Annotated in this window: 21 protein-coding genes; 10 read left to right on the top strand and 11 right to left on the bottom strand. The window is 45.5% G+C overall.

What is annotated here, in order from left to right:
• The first annotated feature begins 7 nt into the window (after positions 1–7).
• Positions 8–613, top strand: a complete 606-nt coding sequence (locus A4G20_04565) for a 16S rRNA (guanine(966)-N(2))-methyltransferase RsmD (GenBank protein ID QIW15653.1) — start codon at positions 8–10, stop codon at positions 611–613.
• On the opposite strand, the gene A4G20_04570 is transcribed toward A4G20_04565, so the two are convergent.
• The 7 genes from A4G20_04570 to A4G20_04600 form a co-directional block, all read right to left on the bottom strand.
• Positions 599–1,402: an amylovoran biosynthesis protein AmsE gene (locus A4G20_04570; GenBank protein ID QIW15654.1), complete on the bottom strand. Its 804-nt coding sequence runs from the start codon at positions 1,400–1,402 to the stop codon at positions 599–601. The two genes, A4G20_04565 and A4G20_04570, sit on opposite strands and share 15 nt — an antisense overlap.
• Positions 1,402–2,286 (bottom strand): glycosyltransferase, encoded by an 885-nt coding sequence (locus tag A4G20_04575; GenBank protein ID QIW15655.1) that lies wholly within the window; start codon positions 2,284–2,286, stop codon positions 1,402–1,404. Before A4G20_04575 ends, A4G20_04570 begins: the two co-directional genes overlap by 1 nt.
• A 2-nt stretch (positions 2,287–2,288) precedes the next feature.
• Entirely contained in the window at positions 2,289–3,494 is a 1,206-nt protein-coding gene (locus A4G20_04580; GenBank protein ID QIW15656.1) for a hypothetical protein, read from the bottom strand.
• Positions 3,495–3,692: 198 nt separating this feature from the next.
• Complete coding sequence (locus tag A4G20_04585; GenBank protein QIW15657.1) at positions 3,693–4,382, bottom strand: hypothetical protein; 690 nt, start codon at positions 4,380–4,382, stop codon at positions 3,693–3,695.
• 1 nt (position 4,383) lies between these two features.
• Positions 4,384–5,304 carry a CMP-N-acetylneuraminate-beta-galactosamide-alpha-2, 3-sialyltransferase gene (locus A4G20_04590; GenBank protein QIW15658.1) on the bottom strand — a complete coding sequence of 307 codons (921 nt, stop codon included), beginning with the start codon at positions 5,302–5,304 and terminating at the stop codon, positions 4,384–4,386.
• A complete protein-coding gene (locus A4G20_04595) occupies positions 5,301–6,506 on the bottom strand; it encodes an Lsg locus protein 1 (protein ID QIW15659.1) in 1,206 nt (401 codons plus the stop codon). Before A4G20_04595 ends, A4G20_04590 begins: the two co-directional genes overlap by 4 nt.
• Positions 6,493–7,764: an acylneuraminate cytidylyltransferase gene (locus A4G20_04600; protein QIW15660.1), complete on the bottom strand. Its 1,272-nt coding sequence runs from the start codon at positions 7,762–7,764 to the stop codon at positions 6,493–6,495. The genes A4G20_04595 and A4G20_04600 overlap by 14 nt, the downstream gene beginning before the upstream one ends.
• 109 nt (positions 7,765–7,873) lie before the next feature.
• Between A4G20_04600 and A4G20_04605 the strand changes: the two genes are divergently transcribed.
• From A4G20_04605 to A4G20_04635, 7 genes are all read left to right on the top strand, one after another.
• Entirely contained in the window at positions 7,874–8,623 is a 750-nt protein-coding gene (locus A4G20_04605; GenBank protein ID QIW15661.1) for a hypothetical protein, read from the top strand.
• 105 nt (positions 8,624–8,728) lie between these two features.
• On the top strand, positions 8,729–9,355 hold the full coding sequence (locus A4G20_04610; GenBank protein QIW15662.1) for a uracil phosphoribosyltransferase: 627 nt from the start codon (positions 8,729–8,731) through the stop codon (positions 9,353–9,355).
• A 211-nt stretch (positions 9,356–9,566) separates the two neighbouring features.
• Positions 9,567–10,406 carry an NADPH-dependent 7-cyano-7-deazaguanine reductase QueF gene (locus A4G20_04615; GenBank protein QIW15663.1) on the top strand — a complete coding sequence of 280 codons (840 nt, stop codon included), beginning with the start codon at positions 9,567–9,569 and terminating at the stop codon, positions 10,404–10,406.
• A gap of 77 nt (positions 10,407–10,483) precedes the next feature.
• Positions 10,484–11,488, top strand: coding sequence for a biotin synthase BioB (locus A4G20_04620; protein ID QIW15664.1), 1,005 nt, complete (start codon positions 10,484–10,486; stop codon positions 11,486–11,488).
• Positions 11,489–11,549: 61 nt separating this feature from the next.
• On the top strand, positions 11,550–12,977 hold the full coding sequence (locus A4G20_04625) for a bifunctional heptose 7-phosphate kinase/heptose 1-phosphate adenyltransferase (protein ID QIW15665.1): 1,428 nt from the start codon (positions 11,550–11,552) through the stop codon (positions 12,975–12,977).
• A gap of 81 nt (positions 12,978–13,058) precedes the next feature.
• Complete coding sequence (locus tag A4G20_04630; GenBank protein ID QIW15666.1) at positions 13,059–13,991, top strand: peptidylprolyl isomerase; 933 nt, start codon at positions 13,059–13,061, stop codon at positions 13,989–13,991.
• Between the two features lie 66 nt (positions 13,992–14,057).
• Complete coding sequence (locus tag A4G20_04635) at positions 14,058–14,927, top strand: 16S rRNA (adenine(1518)-N(6)/adenine(1519)-N(6))-dimethyltransferase (GenBank protein ID QIW15667.1); 870 nt, start codon at positions 14,058–14,060, stop codon at positions 14,925–14,927.
• A 68-nt stretch (positions 14,928–14,995) separates the two neighbouring features.
• On the opposite strand, the gene A4G20_04640 is transcribed toward A4G20_04635, so the two are convergent.
• Positions 14,996–16,492, bottom strand: a complete 1,497-nt coding sequence (locus A4G20_04640; protein QIW16852.1) for a leucyl aminopeptidase — start codon at positions 16,490–16,492, stop codon at positions 14,996–14,998.
• A gap of 230 nt (positions 16,493–16,722) precedes the next feature.
• On the opposite strand from A4G20_04640, the gene A4G20_04645 reads away from it, so the two are divergent.
• Together A4G20_04645 and A4G20_04650 are read left to right on the top strand one after the other, a co-directional pair.
• Positions 16,723–17,820, top strand: a complete 1,098-nt coding sequence (locus A4G20_04645; GenBank protein ID QIW15668.1) for an LPS export ABC transporter permease LptF — start codon at positions 16,723–16,725, stop codon at positions 17,818–17,820.
• 3 nt (positions 17,821–17,823) lie between these two features.
• Positions 17,824–18,891 carry a lipopolysaccharide ABC transporter permease LptG gene (locus A4G20_04650; protein QIW15669.1) on the top strand — a complete coding sequence of 356 codons (1,068 nt, stop codon included), beginning with the start codon at positions 17,824–17,826 and terminating at the stop codon, positions 18,889–18,891.
• Between the two features lie 68 nt (positions 18,892–18,959).
• Here A4G20_04650 and A4G20_04655 read toward each other — a convergent pair whose 3' ends face one another.
• The 3 genes from A4G20_04655 to A4G20_04665 all read right to left on the bottom strand — a co-directional run bounded on the left by A4G20_04655 (position 18,960) and on the right by A4G20_04665 (position 23,956).
• A complete protein-coding gene (locus A4G20_04655) occupies positions 18,960–19,778 on the bottom strand; it encodes a D-alanyl-D-alanine endopeptidase (GenBank protein QIW15670.1) in 819 nt (272 codons plus the stop codon).
• A 61-nt stretch (positions 19,779–19,839) separates the two neighbouring features.
• Positions 19,840–22,236, bottom strand: a complete 2,397-nt coding sequence (locus A4G20_04660; GenBank protein QIW15671.1) for a hypothetical protein — start codon at positions 22,234–22,236, stop codon at positions 19,840–19,842.
• Between the two features lie 10 nt (positions 22,237–22,246).
• Entirely contained in the window at positions 22,247–23,956 is a 1,710-nt protein-coding gene (locus A4G20_04665) for a molecular chaperone HscC (protein ID QIW15672.1), read from the bottom strand.
• Positions 23,957–24,014 lie beyond the last annotated feature (58 nt).

Here is a 24,014-nt window from a genome sequence, read left to right on the forward strand (position 1 = left end):
AAAGACTATGAAAAAAAATCGTACTTCCTCCCCACAAAATCGCCCGCTGGGTGAGGTGCGGGTGATTGCAGGCCTCTGGCGGGGGCGGAAATTGCCCGTCCTGAATGCCGAGGGGCTGCGGCCGACCACTGATCGGGTCAAAGAAACCCTCTTTAATTGGCTGATGAATGATGTAGCCGGCAGCCGATGCTTGGATTGTTTTGCGGGCAGTGGCTCACTGGGCATTGAGGCCCTCTCCCGCCAGGCGCAAGCGGTGGTCTTTTTGGAAAAATTTGCAAATGCGGCCAAGTTGCTTAAACAGAATTTGGTGAGTTTGAAGGTGGAAAATGGCAGCGTGGTACAGACCGACAGCCTGGCCTATCTGGCTCAAAAAAACAGTGGCCAGCCCTTTGATCTGGTCTTTGTTGATCCGCCCTTTCATCAAGGCTTAGTGCCCCAGGTCTTAAAAGATCTGGCAGAAAATGGCTGGCTGGCAGATCAGGCCCTGATATATGTGGAAACTGAAAAGGATCACCCGCCTTTAGCCCTGCCTGAAAGCTGGCAGGTCATCAAAGAAAAAACGGCTGGACAGGTCGTCAGCCGTTTGATTGAAGTGAGCCTATTTTCGGACTAGGCCATAAACCCATTTGAGCAGGCCTAGCGGGAGCAGGCGGGGGATAAAACGCAGGAGGAAGGTGGCAAAGCCTGCAAAAAATCCCTGCATTTTGACCGCTTGTTTGAGCTTAAAAAGCCGCCACTCGGCCTTGGCCTGCTCCAGCCCTCGGCGGCGGCCGACCATGCCATTGCCCACTCGGGCATAAACCAATAAATCTGGCAAATTGGCCACGGCTTGGGGGTGGCGGGCGACTAGGTTTATCCAGAGGTAGTAGTCCTCCTGCAAGTCCTGATAACCGCCGGCCTCCAGTACCTTGTCCCGCTTGTAGGTCACGGTCATGTGGTTAAAGGGGCAGCGTTTTTGGGTAAAGGCCACAATCTCTGGGGCTGAGGTTGGTACTCGGCGGTAGCTGACAATATCCTCAATATCCCGGCCAAATTCAGCAATCTGGCCACCAAAAATCACGGTATCAGGCTGTTTCTCAATAAAGGCCACCTGTTTGGCAAAGCGGTCTGGCAGGCAGATGTCGTCCGTGTCCATCCGAAAAACCCAGTCATATTGGCAGTGTTTCAAGCCCTCATTCAAGGCCTGGCCGAGTCCCCGATTTTGCGGCAGGCGGACTTCCACAAGCGGTAAAAGATCCTTATATTTTTGCACAACCGTTTCAAGTTCATCGGTAATCGGCCCATCAAACACCAAGACAATTTCAGTCGCAGGCAGGCTTTGTTTGGCTAGGCTTTGGAGGGCTTCATCCAAATATTGAGGGTTTTCCTTGATATAAAGGGACATTAAAACAGAAAATTTCATTAGAAGAACCTTTTTAAATTCAGGGCCAGTTTAGGCGAAATCAAAATAATTAAACTAATCAAGGCCATTTTGATATTTTTACTTAATTTAAACATGGCCCAATAATGGCCGGCTGCCCGGCGGGACAAGTTCATCATTTGCGGATAGGCCAGCATATATTGGCTGTTAAGGGCAAAATTGCGGGCCTGTTCCTCGGTTTGAATATAGGTGGCGGTAATATAATCAATGGCCTTTTGGGTGTTGGTGTTGTCGGTTGAAACGCTGGCCCGTTTGGTGTGGAAAGCACAAAGGGTCAGGGCCTCATCAATATAAAGGGGCTGGAAGCCTGGAGCCGACACCACCTTGAGGAGGAAGTCATAATCCTCCAAAGAGCGTAGTTGATCCGACAGGCCGCCCACTTGGCTAAAAAAGTCCTTCCTAATCCCAATCATGGGCATGCCGCCGATCTTATTAGCCCGCAGGATGTTCTCAAGGGTTAAGTCATTGACATCCTCATAGGGCTGGGTCACATAGCTAAAGCCCTCATTAACCATCTGGCATTTGGCTGGGTGATAGACGAAATTGGCATGTGGAGCTTGGGCTAGCGCCTCGGCCAAACGCTGGCATTTTTGTGGCATAAAGCGATCATCGTCATCTAAAAAGAGCAACCAGGGCTGGCCTGCCGCTTGAGCCCCGATATTACGACTCTGGGCCGCCCCCATATTGGTTTGATTGCGGATAAGTTTGACGGCAAAGGGATAATTCCCCTCTACATTGACTGGAGTGAGGGAGCAATCATCCACAATCACGACCTCAAAATTAAAGCAGGTTTGCTGGGCCAAACTGCCTAATAAATCCACAATCTCCTGCTGGCGATTGTAGGAGGGAACAATAATACTAAACACCCTTAACCTCGCTTAAATAAAATCATTTGCTTGCCCGCTGGGCCAAAGAGGGATAAAAACATAATCAAAACCAACATAAGCCCCGGGAAGGCATAGGTGTCGGCCTTAATATGGCAAATGGAGAGAATAAACATCAGGGATAAAATAAATTTCCAAGAGCCATTAAACCAATTTTGTGCCAGTCGATAAACAAAATAAAAAGTAAAAGCCGCACAGGCCAATAAATAAGGAACACCACCATAAAGCACTTGGCGAATAAAGCCTGAATCAGTTGCCCCGTAATATTTACCCTCTGACGTGTAATAATAGCCATCGCCCATTAAAAGTTGTTTAGGCTCTGGCAAATAGAGGTGGTTTTGCACTAAATTATCGGCCGAAGCACTGAGGGTAATTGTTTCTACTGGGAAGCCAAAAAACCTAATCTTAATCATCTTGATAATATTAATCAGCGGCTCTAAGGCGTGTTCAACATAGCGATGTTCTGGCATATAGAGGGCCAGGCCAATAATTAAGAGGCCAAAGGCAATCAGGGCTGGTAAATAGCGCCATTTGAAATAGAGTAAAATGCTGATAACCGACAGCATTAAAAAGGTTCGGCCTGAAATAAGGCCAATACAAAGCATTAAAAAAAGGAAAAGGCTGGAAATGCTATTATGTTTAGCATTATAGGCCAATAAAAAATGTAAGAGCACCAAATAAAAAAGACTGAGCTGGAAAAAGGCCGAGGAGGTAATATTATATAAACGATATTCCTGCTCGGAGCCAAAAAAACGCGGCATCATGGCATTGGTGCCTAAGAGCATATCCACCATAAAAGGTAGGCCCATTAGGGCCAAGAAACCAATTAGAGCCTGAAGGCCAATCCCGATTTTAAGATCTCTAATCACTTGAAGCTGGCCGGCTGGGTGGCAGTAAAAAAGCTGGTAAATCCCCAACCCAAAGGTAAAGAGAATGAGGATCTTACTATATTGGATAACCACCGAAAAATCCTGGCTGCCGTTGATTAGAAGCGGGATAAAGCTAAAGCCAATCAAGCCTAAAATAGCACCCAGGCTGTCTAGGGGGATATTTAAGCCCTGGGGTAAGTCTTTTTTCAGGTATTTAAGACCTAAAATGGCCAAGGCCAAGAGGCCAACCACAAAGGCCATTCGTAAAACATGAAAGAACCAGGGGTCGTAAATATAAAATAAATTAAAAAGGGCTGACATGTTATTTTCCTAAATTACGCTTAAAGGCCAGGGCTTTCTTTAGGGGATACTTGGCTAATTTTTTAAGGAGATTATTACGTTCAGATCCTCGGGCTGCCTGTAAATTACTTTGCAAAGCTGGGTTTTCAATGGCCATGAGGGGGCGGACGACCTTTATCGCTAAGTCTGCCTTTTGTTCAAATAAAATAAAATCATCGGCTAACCAGTAGGGCTTCCCCCCTCCGCCTTCGGCACCTCCCCCGCAAGCGGGTGGAGGGAAGGAGATCTTTGCACATTTCGCTCCCTCCGTTTACGGGGGAGCTGCCCGAAGGGCTGAGGGGGGGAATTATCAATCCCGCCCAAGGCTAAAATCTTGTTAGCCGCCGATTTTTTAATTAAATAAGCCACCGTGCCAGCAAAATAATTCTTATAAGGATAGGCCACTTTAAAGCCCGTCTGGCCAATTTTTTTCGCCAAACCAGCAAAAATCGGGTAATTGATTTCTAGCTCCCAGTCCGTAAAATCAGCGATTTTGGATTGGCCAACCAGAATTAAATCAGCCTGATTTTCCACCTGCATAAGGCTGGCTAGGGTTGAGTGAAAATCGGCATGAAAGAGAGCATCATCTTCGCAAATGAGGCAGTATTCTTGATCAGCAATATCCTGATCTTGAGCGATTAAGGCATAAAGGCCCAAATGGCTTAAGGTACAGCCAATTTCGCCCTTGGTTACTTCCCGCCCATAGTGGCTTTTAAAGGCCGCCAGATTAAAGGCCTGAGCCAGTTCTTCCCAATCCTTTTGCATGGTATTGATGGCGGAAAAGACCTGAAAATCTTGGGTCTGATCCTGCTTAAAAAAAAGCGCCCGCCGCTGGCTGTCCTTGTCCAAGGAAATTAAATATTTCTTCATCTTATTTCTCAATATTCACAATATTTATGCCCATCTGCTCAAATAATTTATAGGTGGCCTGGTAGGCCGGTACATCGGTTTCAACCTTGAGGGCAATAATTTCCACATTAGGATTATTCATTACATTTAAAACTGCACTGCTGATATAGGTATAAACCCTAACCCGCTTATTCTTACACTCTTGGGCCAGATAGTCCTCAAAAATATAGGGGGTGTCAATGTAGGTTACGCCCTGAACCTGATATTTTTCCCGAGGGTGGGGCAGGTAATGGTTAATATTAAATGCTTTAACCACTTTTTCAGCCAGCTCAATATTAGCCTTATCCTCATCAAAAAGCGGCTGGCCTAATAAAAGGGCGATTTCCTCTTGAGGTTCGCAAGCGGTTAAATTTGGCATAATATTCACAAATTGAGTATTGGCAATAATATTGGGCAGGCCTGCATATAGGGTGTAATGCTTTTGGGAAATAGCCTTTAATTTCTCTAAACTATATTTATTGCCCAAGCAGCAATTTGTTAATTTACGCACCCAGCCATTAGGTTCTGGCTGATAAAGAATACTGCTTTGAATAATATTGGCCGTGCCATCATCTAGGGTATTGAGCTGCTTAAAACTAATGGCACTTAAAAGAAATTGAATTTGTAGCTCATTAAGATTGGCCACAAAAACCTGATCAAATTGTTTGCCCTTAAATTTCTTTTTGAGCAAGAGAATTTGTTTGAGCAGGTTTTTTCTGTCCTTTAGTTGAACCATGGAAAAGAAGCCCGCACATTTTTGGGCTAAACGTTCCTTATAATAATCAAACTTTTTATTAGATACGGTTGAAAGCACTACCCCAAAAAAGGCTTGCTTGGGGTGAAGATCAATAATTTTTTCGGCAATCAACACCTGTAAGGGCGTGCAGCAGATAATTAAATTCATAGGCTTTTGCTTACCTTGGCTGTCATAAAATATAAAATAGGAATAAGGCTTAGTGACCCGATCATACCCGCAAAAGGAATATATTGGATTTGGGTCAGGGTCAAAAGCATCAAACTTACTACATAAATAATAGTAGATAAGACCGAGCAAAGTGAAATAAGTTTATTTTTGCCATAATAAAAAAGGTAATTGACCAAGATTAAATAGGGCACAACTAGCATGGTGGAAAGCAAAAATAAGATAATATAGTATTTGGTGCCCACAAATTGGCTGCCCAAGATCCAAGTCACCAGGCTTTCAGGAATTAGCCACATGATAAGGGCGGGCAGTGGCACCAGTAAGAAGGAGGCCCACATCCACTTGTGCACCTCTTTAATGCTGATTTTTCCTTTTTTTAAGGCCTCATAAAAATGCGGCAGGGTGGCTTTATTGATGGCTTGAATGGCCACCATTAAGACAAAGGCAATTTGCGCTCCCATGGCATATAGGCCTAAATCCGCCTGACTAAATTGGTGGAAAATAAAAATACGGTCTAATTGGCCCTTTAAAAAATGGCTGGCCTGGTGTAAAACCAAGGGCAGGCCAAAGCCTAAAATATAGAAAAGGGCAATCTTATATTGCTTAAAAGAGAAGGCTTTAAGCCTGGTTTTTTGACGATAAAGCAAATAAGCCAGCACAAAGGTAAAAAGGCTGCCAAATAACATGGCCAATAGGCGTTTTTCCACCAAATCTGTTTGGAAAAATTCCAGCATAGCCACAGTAATCAGGGCTGACACAATAGCCAAAACCAATTGAATAACCATATAGGCCAGGGCCTGTTTTTGGCATTGCCGCACACTTAATTGCACATTTAAGAGGGCTTGAACCAGGGCATTGAGGGTCACATAGGCCATGATTTCAGACTTGAAAAATAAGCAAGCGGCCAAGAACAGGCTGCCCACCGTCAAAGTGTAGGCATAGCCTGTGGTCAGCACCAAGTTCAGGGAGCGTTTGCCATAAAAGTAGAAATAGCGGGCAATGGCCCCGTCTTGGCTCAAGCCCAGCACAATGGCAAAGAGCATGAGGTAGGTTTGGTAGTAGGACAGTTCCCCAAAGCCTTCTACCCCTAATTTGCGGGACAAATAGGGTAGGAGCAGGAAGGGGAACATTTTGGCGGTCAGCTCTCCCACCAAATAAATCAGGCTATCCTTAACAGCTTTCATTTAAGGTTTGCTCAAGGATGTTTTCTAATAGCTGATAACCTGCCTCATTTAAGTGCAGGCCATCATAGCTATAGGCCAAATCTAATTTATGATATTTATCGCTAAAGGCTCGGTCTAAATTCACCCAAACCACCTCTTTTAAATTATCTTTTAAATAACGGTTTAAGAGGCGAATATCATTATTTTGCCGATCTACCCTAAAGGCTGTTGGGGTAATTTCAAGGAAATAGAATTTTACAGCAGGATTAAGGGCTTTTAAGCCTTCAATAACCTGCTTAATATCAGCCAAAATTTGCTGGTCACTCCAATTGGCTTTAGTAATATCATTGGTGCCAAACATCAATACCACTTTTTCACCTAATTGCTTAATTAAGCCTCGCTCCAAAATCCAATCAATATATTGCTTGGCCGTAATGCCTGCCACACCCAAGTTATTCACTGCTTGGCCATTTAATTGCTTAATTGGCCAGTAGTCTAAAATAGAATGGCCAATCAGCGTAATGGGTTCAACCTGATTAAAGTTGGCAATTTTGACTTGAATATTACGCTGGATAATATCTTTTAAGAAAGCCTCTCTATTTTGTTGTTGTAAGAGAAAGAGAAAATATTCAAAATCAAGCTTTTCATCAATATCAATTGAAACAGCCTTAGGCATAAAATAAGCCAAGCATTTGGCCCCGTAAAAATGCTTTTGGGCTAAATAAGCCTGTGGTTTGGCACTAAAAATCGCCCCATTTGGCGAATATTCAGGGTGGTGTTGCTGGCGGGTGTAGTTGGAATAGTCCAGTTGAAAGCGTTTGAGGCTCTCATCTTGGTCAATTTCACGGGTCAGGGTTGTTGGCTTATGGGCATCAGAAACCGAAACCAAGAAATCAAACTTGTCGAAGTTATCTTCAAATTTGGCATTGGCTTCCCGAATATGTTGAGCGGTACGCAGGGGGGAGGTTGGTTGAAGCAGGACAAAATAGTCAAAGTCCAAGTCAGAATACTGTTGTAGCACATCTTCAATCACCACAAAGGAGCTGGCCTTATCGGATGCCAAGTGTTCCGCCCGTTTGATAAACTCAATCGGGTAGTGGGAAAGCAGGTCGATATACTCCTGCGAATCGGTGCTGACGATGATCTTTTCAAATTCGCCAGACTCCAGGGCCGCCTCAATGGAATAGGCCATGAGCGGCTTGCCATCGGCTAAGAGAACGTTTTTATTAGGCAGGCCCTTAGACCCTGCTCGAGCTGTAATAATTGCAATTTTTTTCATGGTTACTCCCGCTTGTAGGCTGAAAAGAGGGCGTATTTTAGCAACATTCATATAGACAAGCCATAAGGATTACAGAATAATAAGTCCTCTTTCCCTCTTATTTAAGTCTATGTTTGAATTAACCAAAATTATCACCGCCATGATCATGCCGCCCTTTAATGTGCTGCTGCTCTGGCTTTTAGCCCTTATTTTGGGCTTTTTCGATTTCAAGAAACTGGCAGCCACCGCCACCTTCTTGGGCATTTTTATCCTTTATGCCTTTAGCATTCCCTACACTTCCCAAAAATTAGGCGACAGCCTGGTGGAAGAAGATGGCTTGAGCCTAGCCGACTACCGTTCTGCCCAGGCCATTGTGGTGCTGGGCGGCGGTCTTCGGGACAGCAAGGAGCTTTACCATAAACTGGCCACCAACGCCATTCAGCTTGAACGCTTGCGTTATGCAGCTTACCTGCAAAAGGAAACAAATCTCCCCCTCTTGGCCACAGGATCGGCCGCCAATGGCACCTCTGAAGCTCAAGTTATGGCCCGTGAATTGCAGGACTTCTTCCATGTGCCGACCAAATGGGTAGAAAGCCAGGCCAAGACCACTAAGGAAAATGCCCGCTACACCAAGCAGATCTTAGAAAAAGAAGGGATTAAGCGGATTATTGTCGTTACCAATCAATGGCATATGCAAAGGGCCAAAATGCTCTTTGAGCGGGAGGGCTTTGAGGTATTACCTGCCAGCGTAGGTGCAGGTGTCACCCCAGATTTCTATGGCCTTAACGTTATGCACTTCGTCCCACAAGCAGGGGCCATGCACAGTAATATGCTGGCTTTGAAGGAGTGGATTGGTTATTGGAAGGAGAAGTATTTGTAAGCTTTATGTCAAGAAATTCAGGAAAAAGCGAAAACCCAGCGACTTTTCCCTAAAATAGGCTTAAAATAGGCAGGATTTTTTGACTTAATAATAAAGGAAGACGCCATGCAAATTATTGAAGTAAAACACCCGCTTGTTAAACATAAACTTGGTTTAATGCGTGCAGCCGATGTCAATACCAAAGACTTCCGTCAATTAGCCACCGAGGTGGGCAGCCTTTTGACCTATGAGGCCACCAAGGATTTAGAAACGGAAGTGGTCACCATTGATGGCTGGAATGGGCCGGTTGAAATTGAGCGTATCAAGGGCAAAAAAGTGACCGTGGTGCCGATTTTACGGGCCGGCCTAGGCATGATGGATGGCGTGCTTGAGCATATTCCAAGCGCCCGTATCAGCGTGGTGGGGATTTACCGTGATGAAGAAACCTTGGAGCCGGTGCCTTATTTCCACAAGCTTGCTAATGATGTAGAAGAACGCTTGGCCATTATTGTTGATCCTATGTTGGCTACAGGTGGATCGATGATTGCGACCATCGATCTTCTCAAAAAGGCAGGCTGTAAGCAGATTAAGGTGCTGGTTTTAGTTGCCGCCCCTGAAGGGATTAAGGCACTGGAAGCGGCTCATCCTGATATTGAGCTTTACACCGCCTCAGTGGATAGCCACCTCAATGAAAATGGTTACATTATCCCAGGCTTGGGTGATGCGGGCGATAAGATTTTTGGTACCAAGTAATTTTATGCCCTCCTAGGGTAACAAGTTACCCTACTTTAAACATAAACTTGCCCCTTTGGGGCAAAGAAGCAAACAAGAACAACCATTCCCCAAAGGGGAATGATGATATTTAACCGTGGGTAACTTTGTTACCCACGGCGTCAACTCCCAAGGATTTGCAAAAAATCAGCTCTTTCTGACCGCTTGTAAATCCTTTTTTATTTGAAATTTTATGCATTATCAAGATACTTCTCTCTCAGTCCTGAAACTGGGTCAAAAAACCGATTATAAAAGCCAGTATGATGCCAGCCTCTTGCAGGCCGTGCCCCGTAAGCTTAACCGTGATGGCTTGGGCATTACAGAAGCCCAGCCCTTTAGTATTGGCGCCGATATTTGGACCCTTTATGAGCTGTCTTGGCTCAACCCCAAGGGCCTGCCACAGGTGGCTATTGCCGATGTTGCCCTTGATTTTCAAAGTGAAAATCTGGTGGAGTCCAAGAGTTTTAAGCTCTATTTAAACAGTTTTAACCAAACCCGCTTTGCTTCCAAAGATGAAGTGGAAGCGGTCTTAGCTCGGGATTTAAGCCAGTGTGCCAAGGGAGCGGTTAAGGTAAACATTCACTCATTGTCTAGTTATACAGGCCAGGCCATTGCTGATTTGGCGGGGGAGCTCTTAGATGAGCAGGATATTGCCATCGATAGCTATGATTTTTGTGACCAGCACTTGCAAGATGTGGCCATGGGCGAAGTCTGTGAGGAAACCTTGGTCAGCCACCTGCTCAAATCCAACTGCCTCATTACCAACCAGCCAGACTGGGGTTCGGTGCAAATTCACTATGTGGGCAAACGCCTAGACAGGGCCAAGCTCTTGCGTTATTTGGTTTCCTTCCGAGAGCATAATGAGTTTCACGAGCAATGTGTGGAGCGGATTTTCTGTGACTTGATGAAATTCGCCGAGCCAGAAAAACTGACCGTTTACGCCCGCTATACCCGCCGTGGTGGCTTGGATATCAATCCATTTCGCTCTAATTTTGAGCAAATACCGCAAAATTTACGCCTGGCCCGCCAATAGTCGGATTTGCTAAACAGAAAAAATAGGCTAAATTGCAAAATGTTTCGGTTTTGGAACCGCTTGTAAAAGGAGAACACATGCTTAACCAACCCCTACAAATTTATTCTTTGACCCCGCACCCAACCTTGGAATACTGGTCGGTCTGCAAGGTTGAGGCTTTATTTGAAATGCCTTTTTTGGATTTAGTCTTTAAGGCCGCCCAAATCCACCGCCAAAATTTTAACCCTCAGGCCATTCAGCTTTCTACTCTTATGTCCATCAAAACTGGCGGCTGCCCAGAAGATTGTGGCTATTGCCCCCAATCTGCCCGCTATCAAACTGGCGTGCAGAACCAAAAACTCCTAGAAATTGATGAAATTGTGGCCAAGGCTAAGATTGCCAAATCCCGTGGAGCCAGCCGCTTCTGTATGGGGGCAGCCTGGCGGGGGCCGAAGCCCAAAGATGTGGCCAAGATCACCGAAATTATCAAGGCCGTTAAGGGCTTGGGCCTGGAAACCTGCGGCACTTTCGGTATGTTACAAGACGGCATGGCAGAAGATCTGAAAGAGGCCGGCCTGGACTACTATAACCATAACCTGGACACAGCTCCTGAACATTACAGCGAGATCATCGGCACCCGTACTTTTGACGACCGTATCCACACCCTAGGCAAGGTGCGCAAGGCAGGCCTGAAAGTCTGTTGTGGTGGGATTGTGGGCATGAACGAAACCCGCAAAGAGCGGGCAGGCTTTATTGCCAGCCTGGCCAATCTTGATCCGCAGCCAGAGTCTGTGCCTATTAACCAACTGGTCAAGGTGGAAGGCACACCGTTGGCCGATGCGGAAGAATTGGACTGGACGGAATTTGTCCGCACCATTGCCGTTGCCCGCATTACTATGCCGAGAAGCTATGTCCGCCTCTCGGCAGGCCGCAGCGGGATGACTGAGGAAATGCAGGCCATGTGCTTTATGGCAGGGGCCAATTCCATTTTCTACGGTGATCAGCTCTTGGTAACAGGCAACCCAGAGGAGGACTTGGATCAGGTCTTGATGGGTAAGCTAGATTTAATGCCTGAAACAGAAGAAAATCGTAAACTGATCTAACCCTGCTTTTTCCTCTAATTTATGCTAAAATCCGCTCAATTTTGACTGATGGAATAAGAAAATGATGATGCAATATTCTCCTCAATTTAAGCAGGCTAAGGTCTTGGTGCTTGGTGATGTGATGTTAGACCGCTATTGGTTTGGTGCAACCAACCGTATTTCGCCTGAAGCGCCTGTGCCAGTGGTCAAGGTGCAGGACATTGAAGAGCGGGCAGGCGGGGCGGCCAACGTGGCCATGAATATCGCTAGCCTCAATGTGCCAGTTACCCTACATGGTTTAATTGGCCAGGATGATGCCGGCCAGGCCTTGGACAAGCTCTTAAATGCTCACCATATTCACAACCATTGTGTTGCGGTGGATAGCCACCCGACCATTACCAAGTTGCGTATTCTTTCCCGCCACCAGCAGCTCTTACGCTTGGATTTTGAGGAGGGTTTCCACAATGTGGACAGCCAGCCTCTGCTTGCAAAATTAGCCCAAGATTTGACCGCTTGCGGGGCTTTGATCCTCTCAGACTACGGCAAGGGAACCCTGGGTGCAGTGCAGGAGATGATTAAACTAGCCCGTCAGGCCAAGGTGCCTGTGCTGATTGACCCAAAAGGTACAGATTTTGAACGCTACCGTGGCGCTACCTTGCTAACGCCTAATATGTCGGAATTTGAAGCCGTGGCCGGCCCTTGCAAAACGGATGAAGAGATTGTCGAAAAGGGCCTGAAAATGATTGCGGATTATGACTTATCCGCCTTGTTGGTCACCCGTTCTGAAAAGGGCATGACCCTACTTCGCCCTAATCAGGCAGCCTATCACCTGCCAACGCAAGCCAAGGAAGTCTTTGATGTGACAGGGGCAGGGGATACGGTTATCAGCGTATTGGCCACGGCCATTGCCGATGGTCGTCCAATGGAAGAGGCCTGCTACCTGGCCAATGCCGCGGCAGGTGTGGTTGTGGGTAAATTGGGGACTTCAACGGTTAGCGTGACCGAACTAGAAAATGCCATTCACCAACGCACGGAAACCGGCTTTGGAGCCGTGTCAGAAGCCGATCTGATTGCTTTGGTTGAGGCCTCTAAGGCTCGGGGCGAAAAAATCGTGATGACCAACGGCTGCTTTGATATTCTCCACCCAGGCCACGTTTCGTATTTGGAAAATGCCCGTAAACTGGGGGATCGCTTGATTGTGGCGGTTAATAGCGATGAATCGGTCAAACGCTTAAAGGGCGAGAGCCGCCCGATTAACGATCTCAATGCCCGTATGGCTGTCTTGGCTGGGCTGGCTTCGGTGGACTGGGTAGTGCCTTTCACAGAAGACACACCACAGCGTCTGATTGGCCAAATCCTGCCTGATTTACTGGTGAAAGGTGGGGATTACAAGCCTGAAGAGATTGCCGGTAGCCAAGAGGTTTGGGCCAATGGTGGCCAGGTGCGGGTGCTGAACTTTGAGAACGGTTGCTCGACCAGCAATGTGATCAAGAAAATTCAATCCCTCTAGGGGGAACTTTTTGCACCTTGTTTGCTCTAATGCCAAGCTAATTCGGTGGGATGCCACCCTTCATAAAAAGGAAATAAACCAATGAAATTCACTTCAGCAAAATCTTTTTTTGTTGCTTTTATTGCCCTCTTTAGTGCCAGCCAGATTGTGGCGGCGGCTGAACGTGTGGTTGCCATTGTTGATGATTATATGATCATGGAAAGCCAGGCCAAGCGTTTTAAGGGCAAGGGCGTCAGTGATCAACAAGCTATCGACAAGGCCATTGATGACTACTTGGTGCAACGTGCTATCCAGCAATCTGGCGTCAAGGTAAATTATGCTCAGGTTGATCAAATCATTGAAAATATCGCCATTCAAAACGGCATCACCTATGGCCAATTATTGGATGCCCTAGACTACCAAGGCATTACCTTGCAGGCCTATCGCAGACAAATTGCCAATCAGCTTATGATGCAGCAGGTGCAACAGCAAGCTATTGGCCAATCCATTCAAGTAAGCGCCGAAGATGTGCAAGCCAAGGCCATGCAGATGATTGAACAAGCCAAGGCCAAGGGTAACTTGAAAGCTGTGTCTGGCACAGAACACCGAGTTAGCCATATTCTGATTAAGACTAACCCAATCTTAAATGATGCCCAGGCTAAGGCTAAATTAAATGAAATCGTGGCTGACATCAAATCAGGCAAGACCACCTTTGAAGCCGCTGCACAGGCTAATTCTTTAGATTATTTATCAGGTGCGGATGGCGGTGACTTGGGCTGGAACTTCTTAGATGCTTACGATCCTGCCTTTGCCAAGGTGGCCAGAGCCAGCAAAAAAGAGGTGATTTCTGCGCCTTTTAAATCTCAATTTGGCTGGCATGTCTTGAAAGTGACCGACACCCGCACAGGTGACCGCACAGAAGACGCCTACCGCCAGAAGGCCTATGAGCAAATTGTTAATTCCCAAGCGGCAGAAGCCTCTAAAGACTGGGTCAAGGCCTTGCGCAAGGTTGCCCATATTGAATATATAAAATAAGATTTGTGAAGTGAAGAACCTCGCCCTTGAGCGGGGTTCTTTGCTTTCTTTAAAATAAGGAAAAAAATGAGCAATAATTCTAAAAAACACCTAGGCCATACGGCCCGTAAACGCTTCGGGCAGAACTTTTTGCACGATCAAAACATCATTCACGGCATTGTTTCCGCCATTCACCCTCAAAATGGCCAGCATCTCTTGGAAATCGGCCCAGGTTTGGGCGCTTTAACCGAGCCTGTGGCTGAACGTGTCGATCACCTCACTGTGGTGGAGCTAGACCGTGACTTGGCTGAACGCCTCCGTCATCACCCTTTTTTAAACCACAAGCTGACCATTATTGAGCAAGATGCCCTGCGTTTTAATTTCCGTGACTACTTTGAAAGCCTGGATTTAAGCGAGCAACGGGTGCGGGTTTTCGGCAACCTGCCTTACAACATTTCCACCCCGCTGATGTTCCATCTCTTTAAGTTCCACGACTTAATTCAGGACATGCACTTTATGCTGCAAAAAGAGGTGGTCAAACGCCTGTGTGCCGGCCCTAACAGCAAGGCTTACGGCCGCTTAACCATTATGGCCCAATATTATTGCCAGGTTATGCCTGTGTTGGAAGTGCCACCAACCGCCTTTAGGCCTGCTCCAAAGGTGGATTCTGCCGTGGTACGCCTGGTGCCTTACAAGACCCTACCCCACCCAGTCAAGGATGTCTATTGGCTTAACCGTGTCACCACTCAAGCCTTCAACCAACGCCGCAAGACCCTGCGTAATGCCCTTTCAGCCCTCTTTAGCCCAGAAGAGTTGGAGGCCTTAGGGATAGACTTAAACGCCCGAGCCGAGAATTTGAGCTTGGCGGATTATGCCAAGTTGGCTAATTACCTGTGCGATAACCCGCCGCAAGTTGAGAAGGTGGAAGAAGACGATTTACTTGAGACTGAAGAGTAGATTGGCGGTATAAAACACAAGCGGTCTGAATTTGTTAAAAACCTGCAAATTCAGACCGCTTGCTGATCCTAGGCCTGGGCCTTGTTAATTAAGAACTGGGTCAGGAGGGAAACTGGCCGCCCTGTTGCGCCTTTGGCGGCGCCTGATTTCCAGGCTGTGCCGGCGATGTCTAGGTGGGCCCAAGGGTATTTCTTGGTGAAATTGGACAGGAAGACCCCTGCGGTAATAGCCCCGCCCAAACGCCCGCCGATATTGGCCAAATCCGCAAAGTTGGATTTGAGTTGCTCCTGATATTCCTCGCCCATAGGCAGGCGCCAGGCCTTGTCGTCAGCCTGTTCGGCGGCATTGAGGAGGTCGTGGGCCAGGCCGTTGTGGGGGGAAATCAGGCCGCTGTTGTGATTGCCGAGTGCCACCATACAGGCTCCTGTCAGGGTGGCGACATCAATCACTAATTCAGGCTCAAAGCGTTCCACATAGGTTAGGGCATCGCAGAGCACCAAACGGCCTTCGGCATCGGTGTTAAGCACTTCAACCGTTAGGCCAGACATGGTGGTCAGAATATCACCTGGGCGGTAGGCATCGCTGCCCAACATATTTTCGCAGCCGGCTAGCACGCCAATTACATTAAGGGGCAGGCCTAACTCGGCCACGGCCTTCATGGTGCCGTAAACAGCTGCCGCCCCGCACATATCGTATTTCATTTCATCCATGCCATCAGCAGGCTTGATGGAAATCCCGCCTGAATCGAAGGTCATACCCTTGCCTACTAAAATAATGGGCTTGGCCTCAGGGTTGGGGTGGTTCTTATATTCAATAATGGACATAAAGGCCGGGTTTTTGGCCCCTTGTGACACGCCCAAATAGGCATTCATACCCAGCTGGGCCATGGCGGCTTCATCAATAATCTGGGTTTGGACGCTGGCATAATCTGTGGCCATGGCCTGGGCCAGCTTGGCCAAATAGGCAGGATTGCAGACATTAGGCGGGCAGTTGGACACATCTTTCGCCACTTTTACCCCCAAGGAAACCGCTTTGGCCTGCTCTAAAGCTGCTTCAGCCAGGCTTAAATCCTTGCGGTTAGCCACGTTAAAGACGACTTTTTTCAGTTCTCGGCGAATTTCGGGCTTAATGCTCTTAAATTCATTATAAGCATAAACACTCTCTGCAATGGCCTCAATGGCAAAACGTACGTTCCAATAGACATTTCTGCCCTTAACGTGCAGTTCGGTCAAGAAGCTGATGGCCTCCATAGAGCCTGTATCATTCAGGGTTTGCACCATTTTTTGCACAATTTGCTTGTACTGGCGCTCGGTCAATTCCCGCTCCTTGCCACAGCCGACCAAAAGCACACGATCGGCCAGCACATTAGGCACATTATGCAGTAAAAGGAATTGGCCAACCTTGCCTTCTAAATCCCCTCGGCGGAGCAGAGAACTCAAATAGCCCTCACTGAGCTTATCCAGTTGTTCAGCCGCTGGAGACAGGCGGCGAGGCTCATAAACCCCCACCACTAAACAGGCCGTGCGTTGTTTTTCCACACTGCCATTTTTCACACTAAATTCCATGATTAACCCTCTTTTTAAGTGAATAGGCTTAAAATGCGGGATTTTGGCCAAAAATGCAAGCAAAAAAGCGTAAAGAGCCTTTTTTGCAAAAAAATGGCGGAACTTACCCGCTTGTTTGGCCACAAAGAGGCGGTAAGCGGCCATGTTTTTGCGTGATTTTTTCCGCCAGTCAGGCTAAAATAAGCCGTTTAAGAAATAGATTTTTACTTCCAGCCAAACAAGGGAAGCTTGTGATTTTAAGCCGATATTTAACCAAAGAGATTTTTAAGAGCCAGCTGGCTATTTTGTTTATCCTGCTGCTCATTTTTTTCTGTCAGCAGCTAGTAAGGGTGCTGAGTTCTGCTGTCAGCGGCAAGGTGCCTGCTGATTTGGTGGTCAGCCTTTTGGGCCTGGGTATGCCGACCATGGCCCAGCTTATGCTGCCCCTTTCCCTCTTTATTGCCCTCTTGCTGACCCTGGGCCGTTTTTATGCCGAAAGTGAAATTACGGTTATGAAGGCCGTGGGCGTGGGGCAGGGCATTCTGGTCAAATCTGCCCTCTTGTTGTCTGTCCTTACCACCGCTTTGGCTGTCTATAACGTTTTTTGGCTGACCCCTTGGGCCATTAATAAGCAGAGCGAAATGCTGGCCGAAGCCAAGGCCAACCCTCGTTTTGCTGCTCTTTCCGCAGGCCAGTTTATGTCGGCAGGTGGCTATGTGCTTTTTATTGAGAACATCAGCGAAAATACCCTTAATGATGTCTATGTTTTCCAGCCAGATCAGCAAAAGAAAAACCGTCCGTCTGCAGTGGTGGCTGAATCGGGCAGCTTACAAGGCTTGCCTAATGGCGACCAGCTCTTGACCCTGACCAACAGCACTCGCTATGAAGGCACGCCCAAAACGGCAGACTTCCGCATTTCCCATTTCGACCAATACTCGGCCTACTTAGGCTATCAAAACGTGGAATCCAATGAAAAATTGGTTCAGCGGGCTGATTTTATGAAGTTGATTGATGATCCAAGCCCTGAAGCACGATCTGAATTGCAATGGCGCTTGGCCTTGATTTTGGCTGTTCCCCTCATGGCACTCTTGGCTGTGCCTATGAGCAGCGTAAACCCTCGCCAGGGCCGTTTTGCCAAACTCTTGCCGGCTCTCCTGCTCTATTTGATCTACTTCTTGCTGCAAAGCTCGCTAAAATCATCAGGCTCGGCAGGCAAGTTGGATGCCAGTATCTTGATGCCGCTGGTGTCGATTGCCTTCTTGATTTTAGGCCTGATCTTGAACACTTGGGACAGCCGCACCATGTCGGCACTTCGTTATCGTTTAACCAGTAAAAAAGCGGTGGGCTAGGAAATGAATGTTTTAGAGCGTTATATCGGCAAGACCATTTTAGCCTCCATCATGCTGACCCTCTTTATGCTGGTGGGCCTGGGGGCCATTATCAAATTTGTGGAAGAGTTTCGTGATGTGGGCAGAGGCTCCTATGATGGGCTGAAGGCTGCCTACTACACCTTCCTGACCATTCCCCGCGATGTGGAAACCTTCTTCCCCATCGCAGCCCTCTTGGGGTCTTTGATGGGCCTAGGCACTCTAGCTAGCCGTAGCGAACTGGTGGTTATGCAGGCCTCGGGCTTTTCCCGTTTCCGCATTGGTTTGGCAGTGATGAAAACTGCCATTCCACTGGTAATTTTTACTATGGTGATTGGTGAATGGGGCGTGCCACAAACCGAACAATTCGCCCGTAATATGCGTTCCATTGCCCAAAGTGGCGGCACCATGCTGTCCACCACCAACGGCTTCTGGGCCAAGGATGGCAATCAATTTGTCTATATTCGCCGAATTAATAGCGAAACCGATTTGCATGGCCTAACCATTTATGAGTTTGAAGATCGTGAATTAAAATCGGTCTTACAGGCCAATCAAGCGGTTTATGAGGCGGATAAATGGATGCTCAAGGGCGTGGAAAAGTCTGAAATTGCTGAGAATATGATTGAGCAAGGCAAACAGGCCGATCTGCCTTGGCAAACCACTATTACCCCAAGTAAGCTAGGGATTGTTTCCCTCAAGCCAGAGTCTCTGTCCATTTCGGGCTTGGCCGACTATGTGGGCTTCCTCAAGGATACAGGCCAAGACCCAAAACGTTTTGAGATCACCTTTTGGCGCAAGGTCTTCCAGCCTGTTTCTATGGCAGTTATGATGCTCTTGGCCATTTCCTTTATCTTCGGCCCGCTTAGAAGCTCCACCATGGGGGCGAAAGTCGTTATCGGCATTATCGCCGGCTTCGTTTTCTATGTGGCCAATATCGTCTTTGGCAACATGAGCCTGATTGCCACCTGGCTGCCAGTTTCCATCGGCACCCTGATACCAAGCCTTCTATGCCTGATTATCGTTTGGTGGCTTTTGAGTAAAAAGCGGGATTAGCAAGCGGTCGGAAATGGCCAAAAATTTGCAAAGAAAAACCGAGTAGATATTTACTCGGTTTTTTGTGTTTAACTGGCTCGCTGGGCCACATAATTGGTTGTTAAGGTTGGGCAACCATATTGCTGTAACTTGCTTCGTGTGAAATTGGCCCTGGCATTTGGCCCCCGATTATTTAAGCTAATCACCCCAATAATGGCCTTGTTGCACTTATATTTATTAACAAACACCAGATTATAGCCCGACTCCCGAATATAGCCGGTTTTATTGACCGCCGCCTCAAACAATTCTTCCCTCACCAAACGGTTGGTGTTTTCCATCAAAATAATCTTGTTGCCTGCCCGAATATAGGTTGATTTGGTGTTAGACAGAGCCTGGATTTTAGGCTTTTGCATGGAATATTTGGCCAGCTTAACCAAGTCCATGGCATTAGAAACATTGCTCGCAGACAGGCCAGAACTGTCGCTAAAACGGGTGGATTTCATGCCAATTTTCTTGGCGGTTTTGTTCATCTGCTCAATAAATTTGGCCCGGCTCATGCCTGCTGCACGAGAAAGAGCGTGGGCGGCGTAGTTGTCGGAGTGGATCAACATAGCCTTGAGCAATTCATGGCAGGAAATAGGTGTATTTCTTGGCAGGCGAGTGCCCGTGCCCTTGATATGATCCGCATCCTGGCTGGTGATGGAGGCCGTGCAATTTGGGTTCTTATTGTGTTCTAAAAAGACATTGGCCGTCATCAGCTTGGTCACAGAGGCAATGGGCTGGATATGATTAGGCAAGTGGCTTTCTAAGACCTTGTTATGGGTAAAGTCATAGACGACATAGGATTGCGTCAAGGCCAGGCTAGGGCAGAGGGCAAGGGCGGAAAGAGAAAGAAATTTATTTAACATGGTCCGAGTTTATCTTGATCAAAAAGGGGGCTATTCTAGCCTGAATTGAGGCTACTGGCAATTATACCTCTTCCTTGCTGTTTAGAACCAAGTAATCTTTTAGGATGACTTGAAGGGTAAAGAAAATGAACATGGCAGGGTAGAGGAAAAGCATATATTCAATACTATAGCCGAAAGGTAAAAGAATTAGCAATCCACCAATAAAAAATTCAAATAAAAACCACATACTTTGTGTTTGGCTATAATACTTTTCGCATAGAGCAGGTAATAATAAAACACCCAACAATAGCGCATAAAATGATTGTGAGATAGCATAAAGAGAACGTTTTTCTACAGGAGCATGATCTCGAAAGGTGTCTTTTATCTTTTTCATGAATTTTTCTAACTTCTCTTGGCTATAATATAATAGGTATAGGTTGATATTTACCCAAATCATAGCAAGGTTAATGATGTAAAATTCCCTTATTTGTAACACCTCTTTTAAGTATATGAAAAAAGGCAATAATCCTATGGTGCTTAGCATAAGAACAAATAGTTTTCGATTGCTATGTTTGGGTACAAGCGTTATTGTTCCCCACACACTGAGGATAAGCGTAGAAATTTCCCCAGCACGTGTGTTGCCTATTTCTAAAAGTGACAAAATAGGAATTGCACAAGGAATAATAAAGCTCATAAATAAAATATATATTTTGTTTGATAATATCTTGTCGAAAAAGGGAAGGATGGCAGATGTTATGAACTTTATTTTAATCAATATACCACCTATGATAAAGAAAAGAAAAGCTATCGCTCCTCCATATAGCATAAATGAACTTAACCCTGTATTATCAACGTTATTCCTAAGCATTATCGTATAGACTATAGGAATGGGTAAAACTGAAAAAAGGATACATCTTATATCATGGGCTCGTTCAAAATATCTGTTAAAAAGAAAACCGTATCTATGTGATTTAATTCTTTTTTCTATAGAGGGTAACTCATAACGAAGCCACGGCATGAGTATCACCATCATAAAAATAGAACAAAGTTTTCCAGTTCCTTCAGCTAGATAAGTTAATATAGCTTTTGTTACTTGTGACTTCTCCATTTTTTCTTGATTTACTTTTTCTTGATGAGCAAGCATTAAACGTTCATGAATGAAATGAATTTCCTCAATATTGAGCCGTTCAGCCAAACGGTAATCATTATGCCAACCAAAATAGTGGATAAATTTCTCCCATATATATGAGTTTTCTACTTCATGTTCTTTTAAAAAACGATAGCATTGTAAAGAAATAAACTCACTTTCTTCAAAAGGAATACTTGCTAGAAGTTGAGTAATTTGATCCCAATGTTTAATTAAACCGTCACTTTCTTCTGTTTGAAAAATATAGGCCAGGTGTTGAATCATATCTTGAGCGGTAAAGTCTTCAAAGGCTGAAGGGCTTAAGGCTTGTTGGATAATTTTTTCTTGGGTTTGTCCTACAATAGTATGTAATGCTTGCTTTAAGTAAGCTGGAGTTTCTGAAAAATTCAGTAAAAAACGAAAATATTTTTGTAGATCTCTTTGGCTATCCAAATCGAAATGGGCAATATAAGGGCTTAACCTTTCCCAGTTGTTTTCAAGGGCTTGCGGTGATTGTTTGATACGCAGGCGCTCACAGTAGGCAATAAAATGTTCTGGCGAGCGAAGGTAAATAAGATCATTTTCTCCTTGCTTAAAATAAGCGGGGCTAAAATTGAAATGCTGAATCCAATATGCACGTAGTGTTTCACTGATCTTATCAGGGTGTTTTTTAAGGATAAGCGCAATAAATTGTCGGAGATGGTTCTTTTGTTTAGCACTCAAAAAGGCTGTTTCATGCTGAAAATAGTACCATAAATCACTTATCCACTCTTGACTTTCTTCTGATTGAATAAGATTATCTAAGTGATTTTTTAAAATATTTAAATTAAATTTAAATAAAGCAAAAAATTGATAGAGAGGGAGTGAGTTTAATTCATTTGAATTGAGTTGAGTCGCATAATGGGTGTTATTATTAAAGGCGTAATGTTTATCCATTTCTGCCCATAAAGAAGGAATTTCGATGGATTGTTCTCGCATAAATTGGAGAAAAAGCCTAAGGGCTTGCTCTTTATCATGCTTTACCATTTCCTCGAGTTTTAAACAGAAGTAAGAATAGAAGTCTGCTAATTTTTGTTTTTGGTAAGCAGAGGTTAATTGTTCAACTAAATTATTTAACTCATCTTTCTGCTCATTGGGCCAGTGCCAATTAAAATTACTTTCTTCAGAGAGAGTATGTTCTTCTTCCATTTGGTAGGGAGCGAGTCGAAGTGCTTCATCAAAGCCTTCCCTTAAGGCCTGATAGCCTTCGGCATCCTCATCAGGACGAGTGGTTTTCAGCTTTTTAGCGTAGGCTCGGCGAATTTCACGTTCGTCATTAGTTGGCTCAATACCTAATATTTGCCAGCAAGTCATTTTTCTCTCCTTATAGCCACCAGCCATCATCATAGCGGTTTAAAATTTCTTCAAACCATTTTCGGCGTTTTTGGATAAGGGAAAGATCTTGGCTTTCTAGAACAACCTCAAAATGGGCTAGGGCTTCGCTGATAATTTTACGATCATCACCAACATATTCAGCATAAATACGTTTAGCCTTTTCCAGTAAATAGACATTTTCTTGCTGATCTCTTGGATGAATTTTTAATTTCGCTAATTTTTGGCGAGAGTCTTCCAATTCCTTAGGCGAAAGATTTTGGGTATTTTGTTGGAAAACTTGGTTAATTTGAATATTAAGCTCTTGGTTAAATATATCTACTTCTAATAAACCGTTGATATCATAGCTAAAGCGGACATCAACATAAACTTCGCCCTTAGGCCCTTGGGGAATTTTGACTAATATTTCGCCTAAATGAAGGTTTTCTTTAGCAAGAGCTGATTCTCCCTGTAAGACTTCAACCTGGATTTGGGTTTGATTATCATGAGCTGTCCAAAAGCGTTCTACTCGTGAAATAGGCACAGGCATATTACGCTCAATAATGGGAGCAAAACGCCCACCAACTAAACGTCCATTTTCTAGTTCTTGTACTGTTTGCGTCCCTAGGCTAAAAGGCATGACATCGGTTAGTACCACTTCTTCTAATGTTTGATGGCGAGCAATCAGCCCCGCTTGAACAGCAGCACCGCGGGCAATGGCTTCATCTGGATTTATGCTGGCTTGGGCTATTCTTTTAAATAACTGGCTTACAGAATGTCTGATCATAGGCATTCGGGTTGCACCACCGACTAACATAATACCGTCAATTTGGCTGGGGGTGAGTTTCGCATCACGCAAGGCTCGCTCTAGGGGGTGGCGTAGTCTCATTAATAGCGGTTGAGCTGCTTGTTGGAAGTCTTCTTGACTAATTTTGGCTTGGTATAGTTTTCCATCTAGCGTGATTTCAATCTCAACCTGTTTTTCTCGGCTTAATTGACGTTTGGCCTGCTCTAATTTTTGCCAAAACTCCTGATGAGTTTGTAATTTATGTCCGATTTCCTCGTTGAGGCTGGCGCATTTTTTGATAAAGGCTTGAGCAAGTGCACGCACAAAGTCCTCGCCACCTAGGTGGTTATCACCTGCACTAGCAGACACCTGCACCACGCCATCAAAATAATCTAAAATGGATACATCAAAGGTGCCTCCACCCAAATCGTAGATTAAAAATCGGGTATTATCTGGCTTTTCTTGTAAATTATAGGCTAATCCTGCGGCAGTTGGTTCATTGAGTAAGCGCAATACGTTTAAACCAGCCAGCTCCGCAGCATTTTGGGTGGCTTGGCGCTGAATAGCATTAAAATAGGCGGGAACGGTGATCACCACATCCGTGATCTCTTGCCCTAAAAAGATTTCTGCATCTTGCTTTAAACTTTTTAAGACCAGTGAGGATAGCTCTTCAGCACGGAAGCGGTGTTTGCCTAATTGAAACTGTTTATCTGTTCCCATAAAACGTTTAAAGGCTGATGCGGTTAGCTGTGGCGCAGTAGTTAATCGCTCTCTTGCTGGCAGGCCAACTAAAATTTGTCCATCATCTGCAACACTCACAACGGAGGGTGTCAGAGTATGCCCGAACTGATTAGGAATTAAACGAGTTTCTCCATCAATAAATTGTGCAATTAAACTATTTGTTGTGCCAAGATCAATACCAATTTGTAAACCCATATTCCTATCCTAAAATAATTCAAGTTTAGTTTTATTTTAAGTGGATTTTAAGGAGAAG

This window comes from Pasteurellaceae bacterium RH1A, from assembly GCA_012221805.1.
In the GTDB taxonomy this organism is placed as follows: Bacteria; Pseudomonadota; Gammaproteobacteria; order Enterobacterales; family Pasteurellaceae; genus RH1A.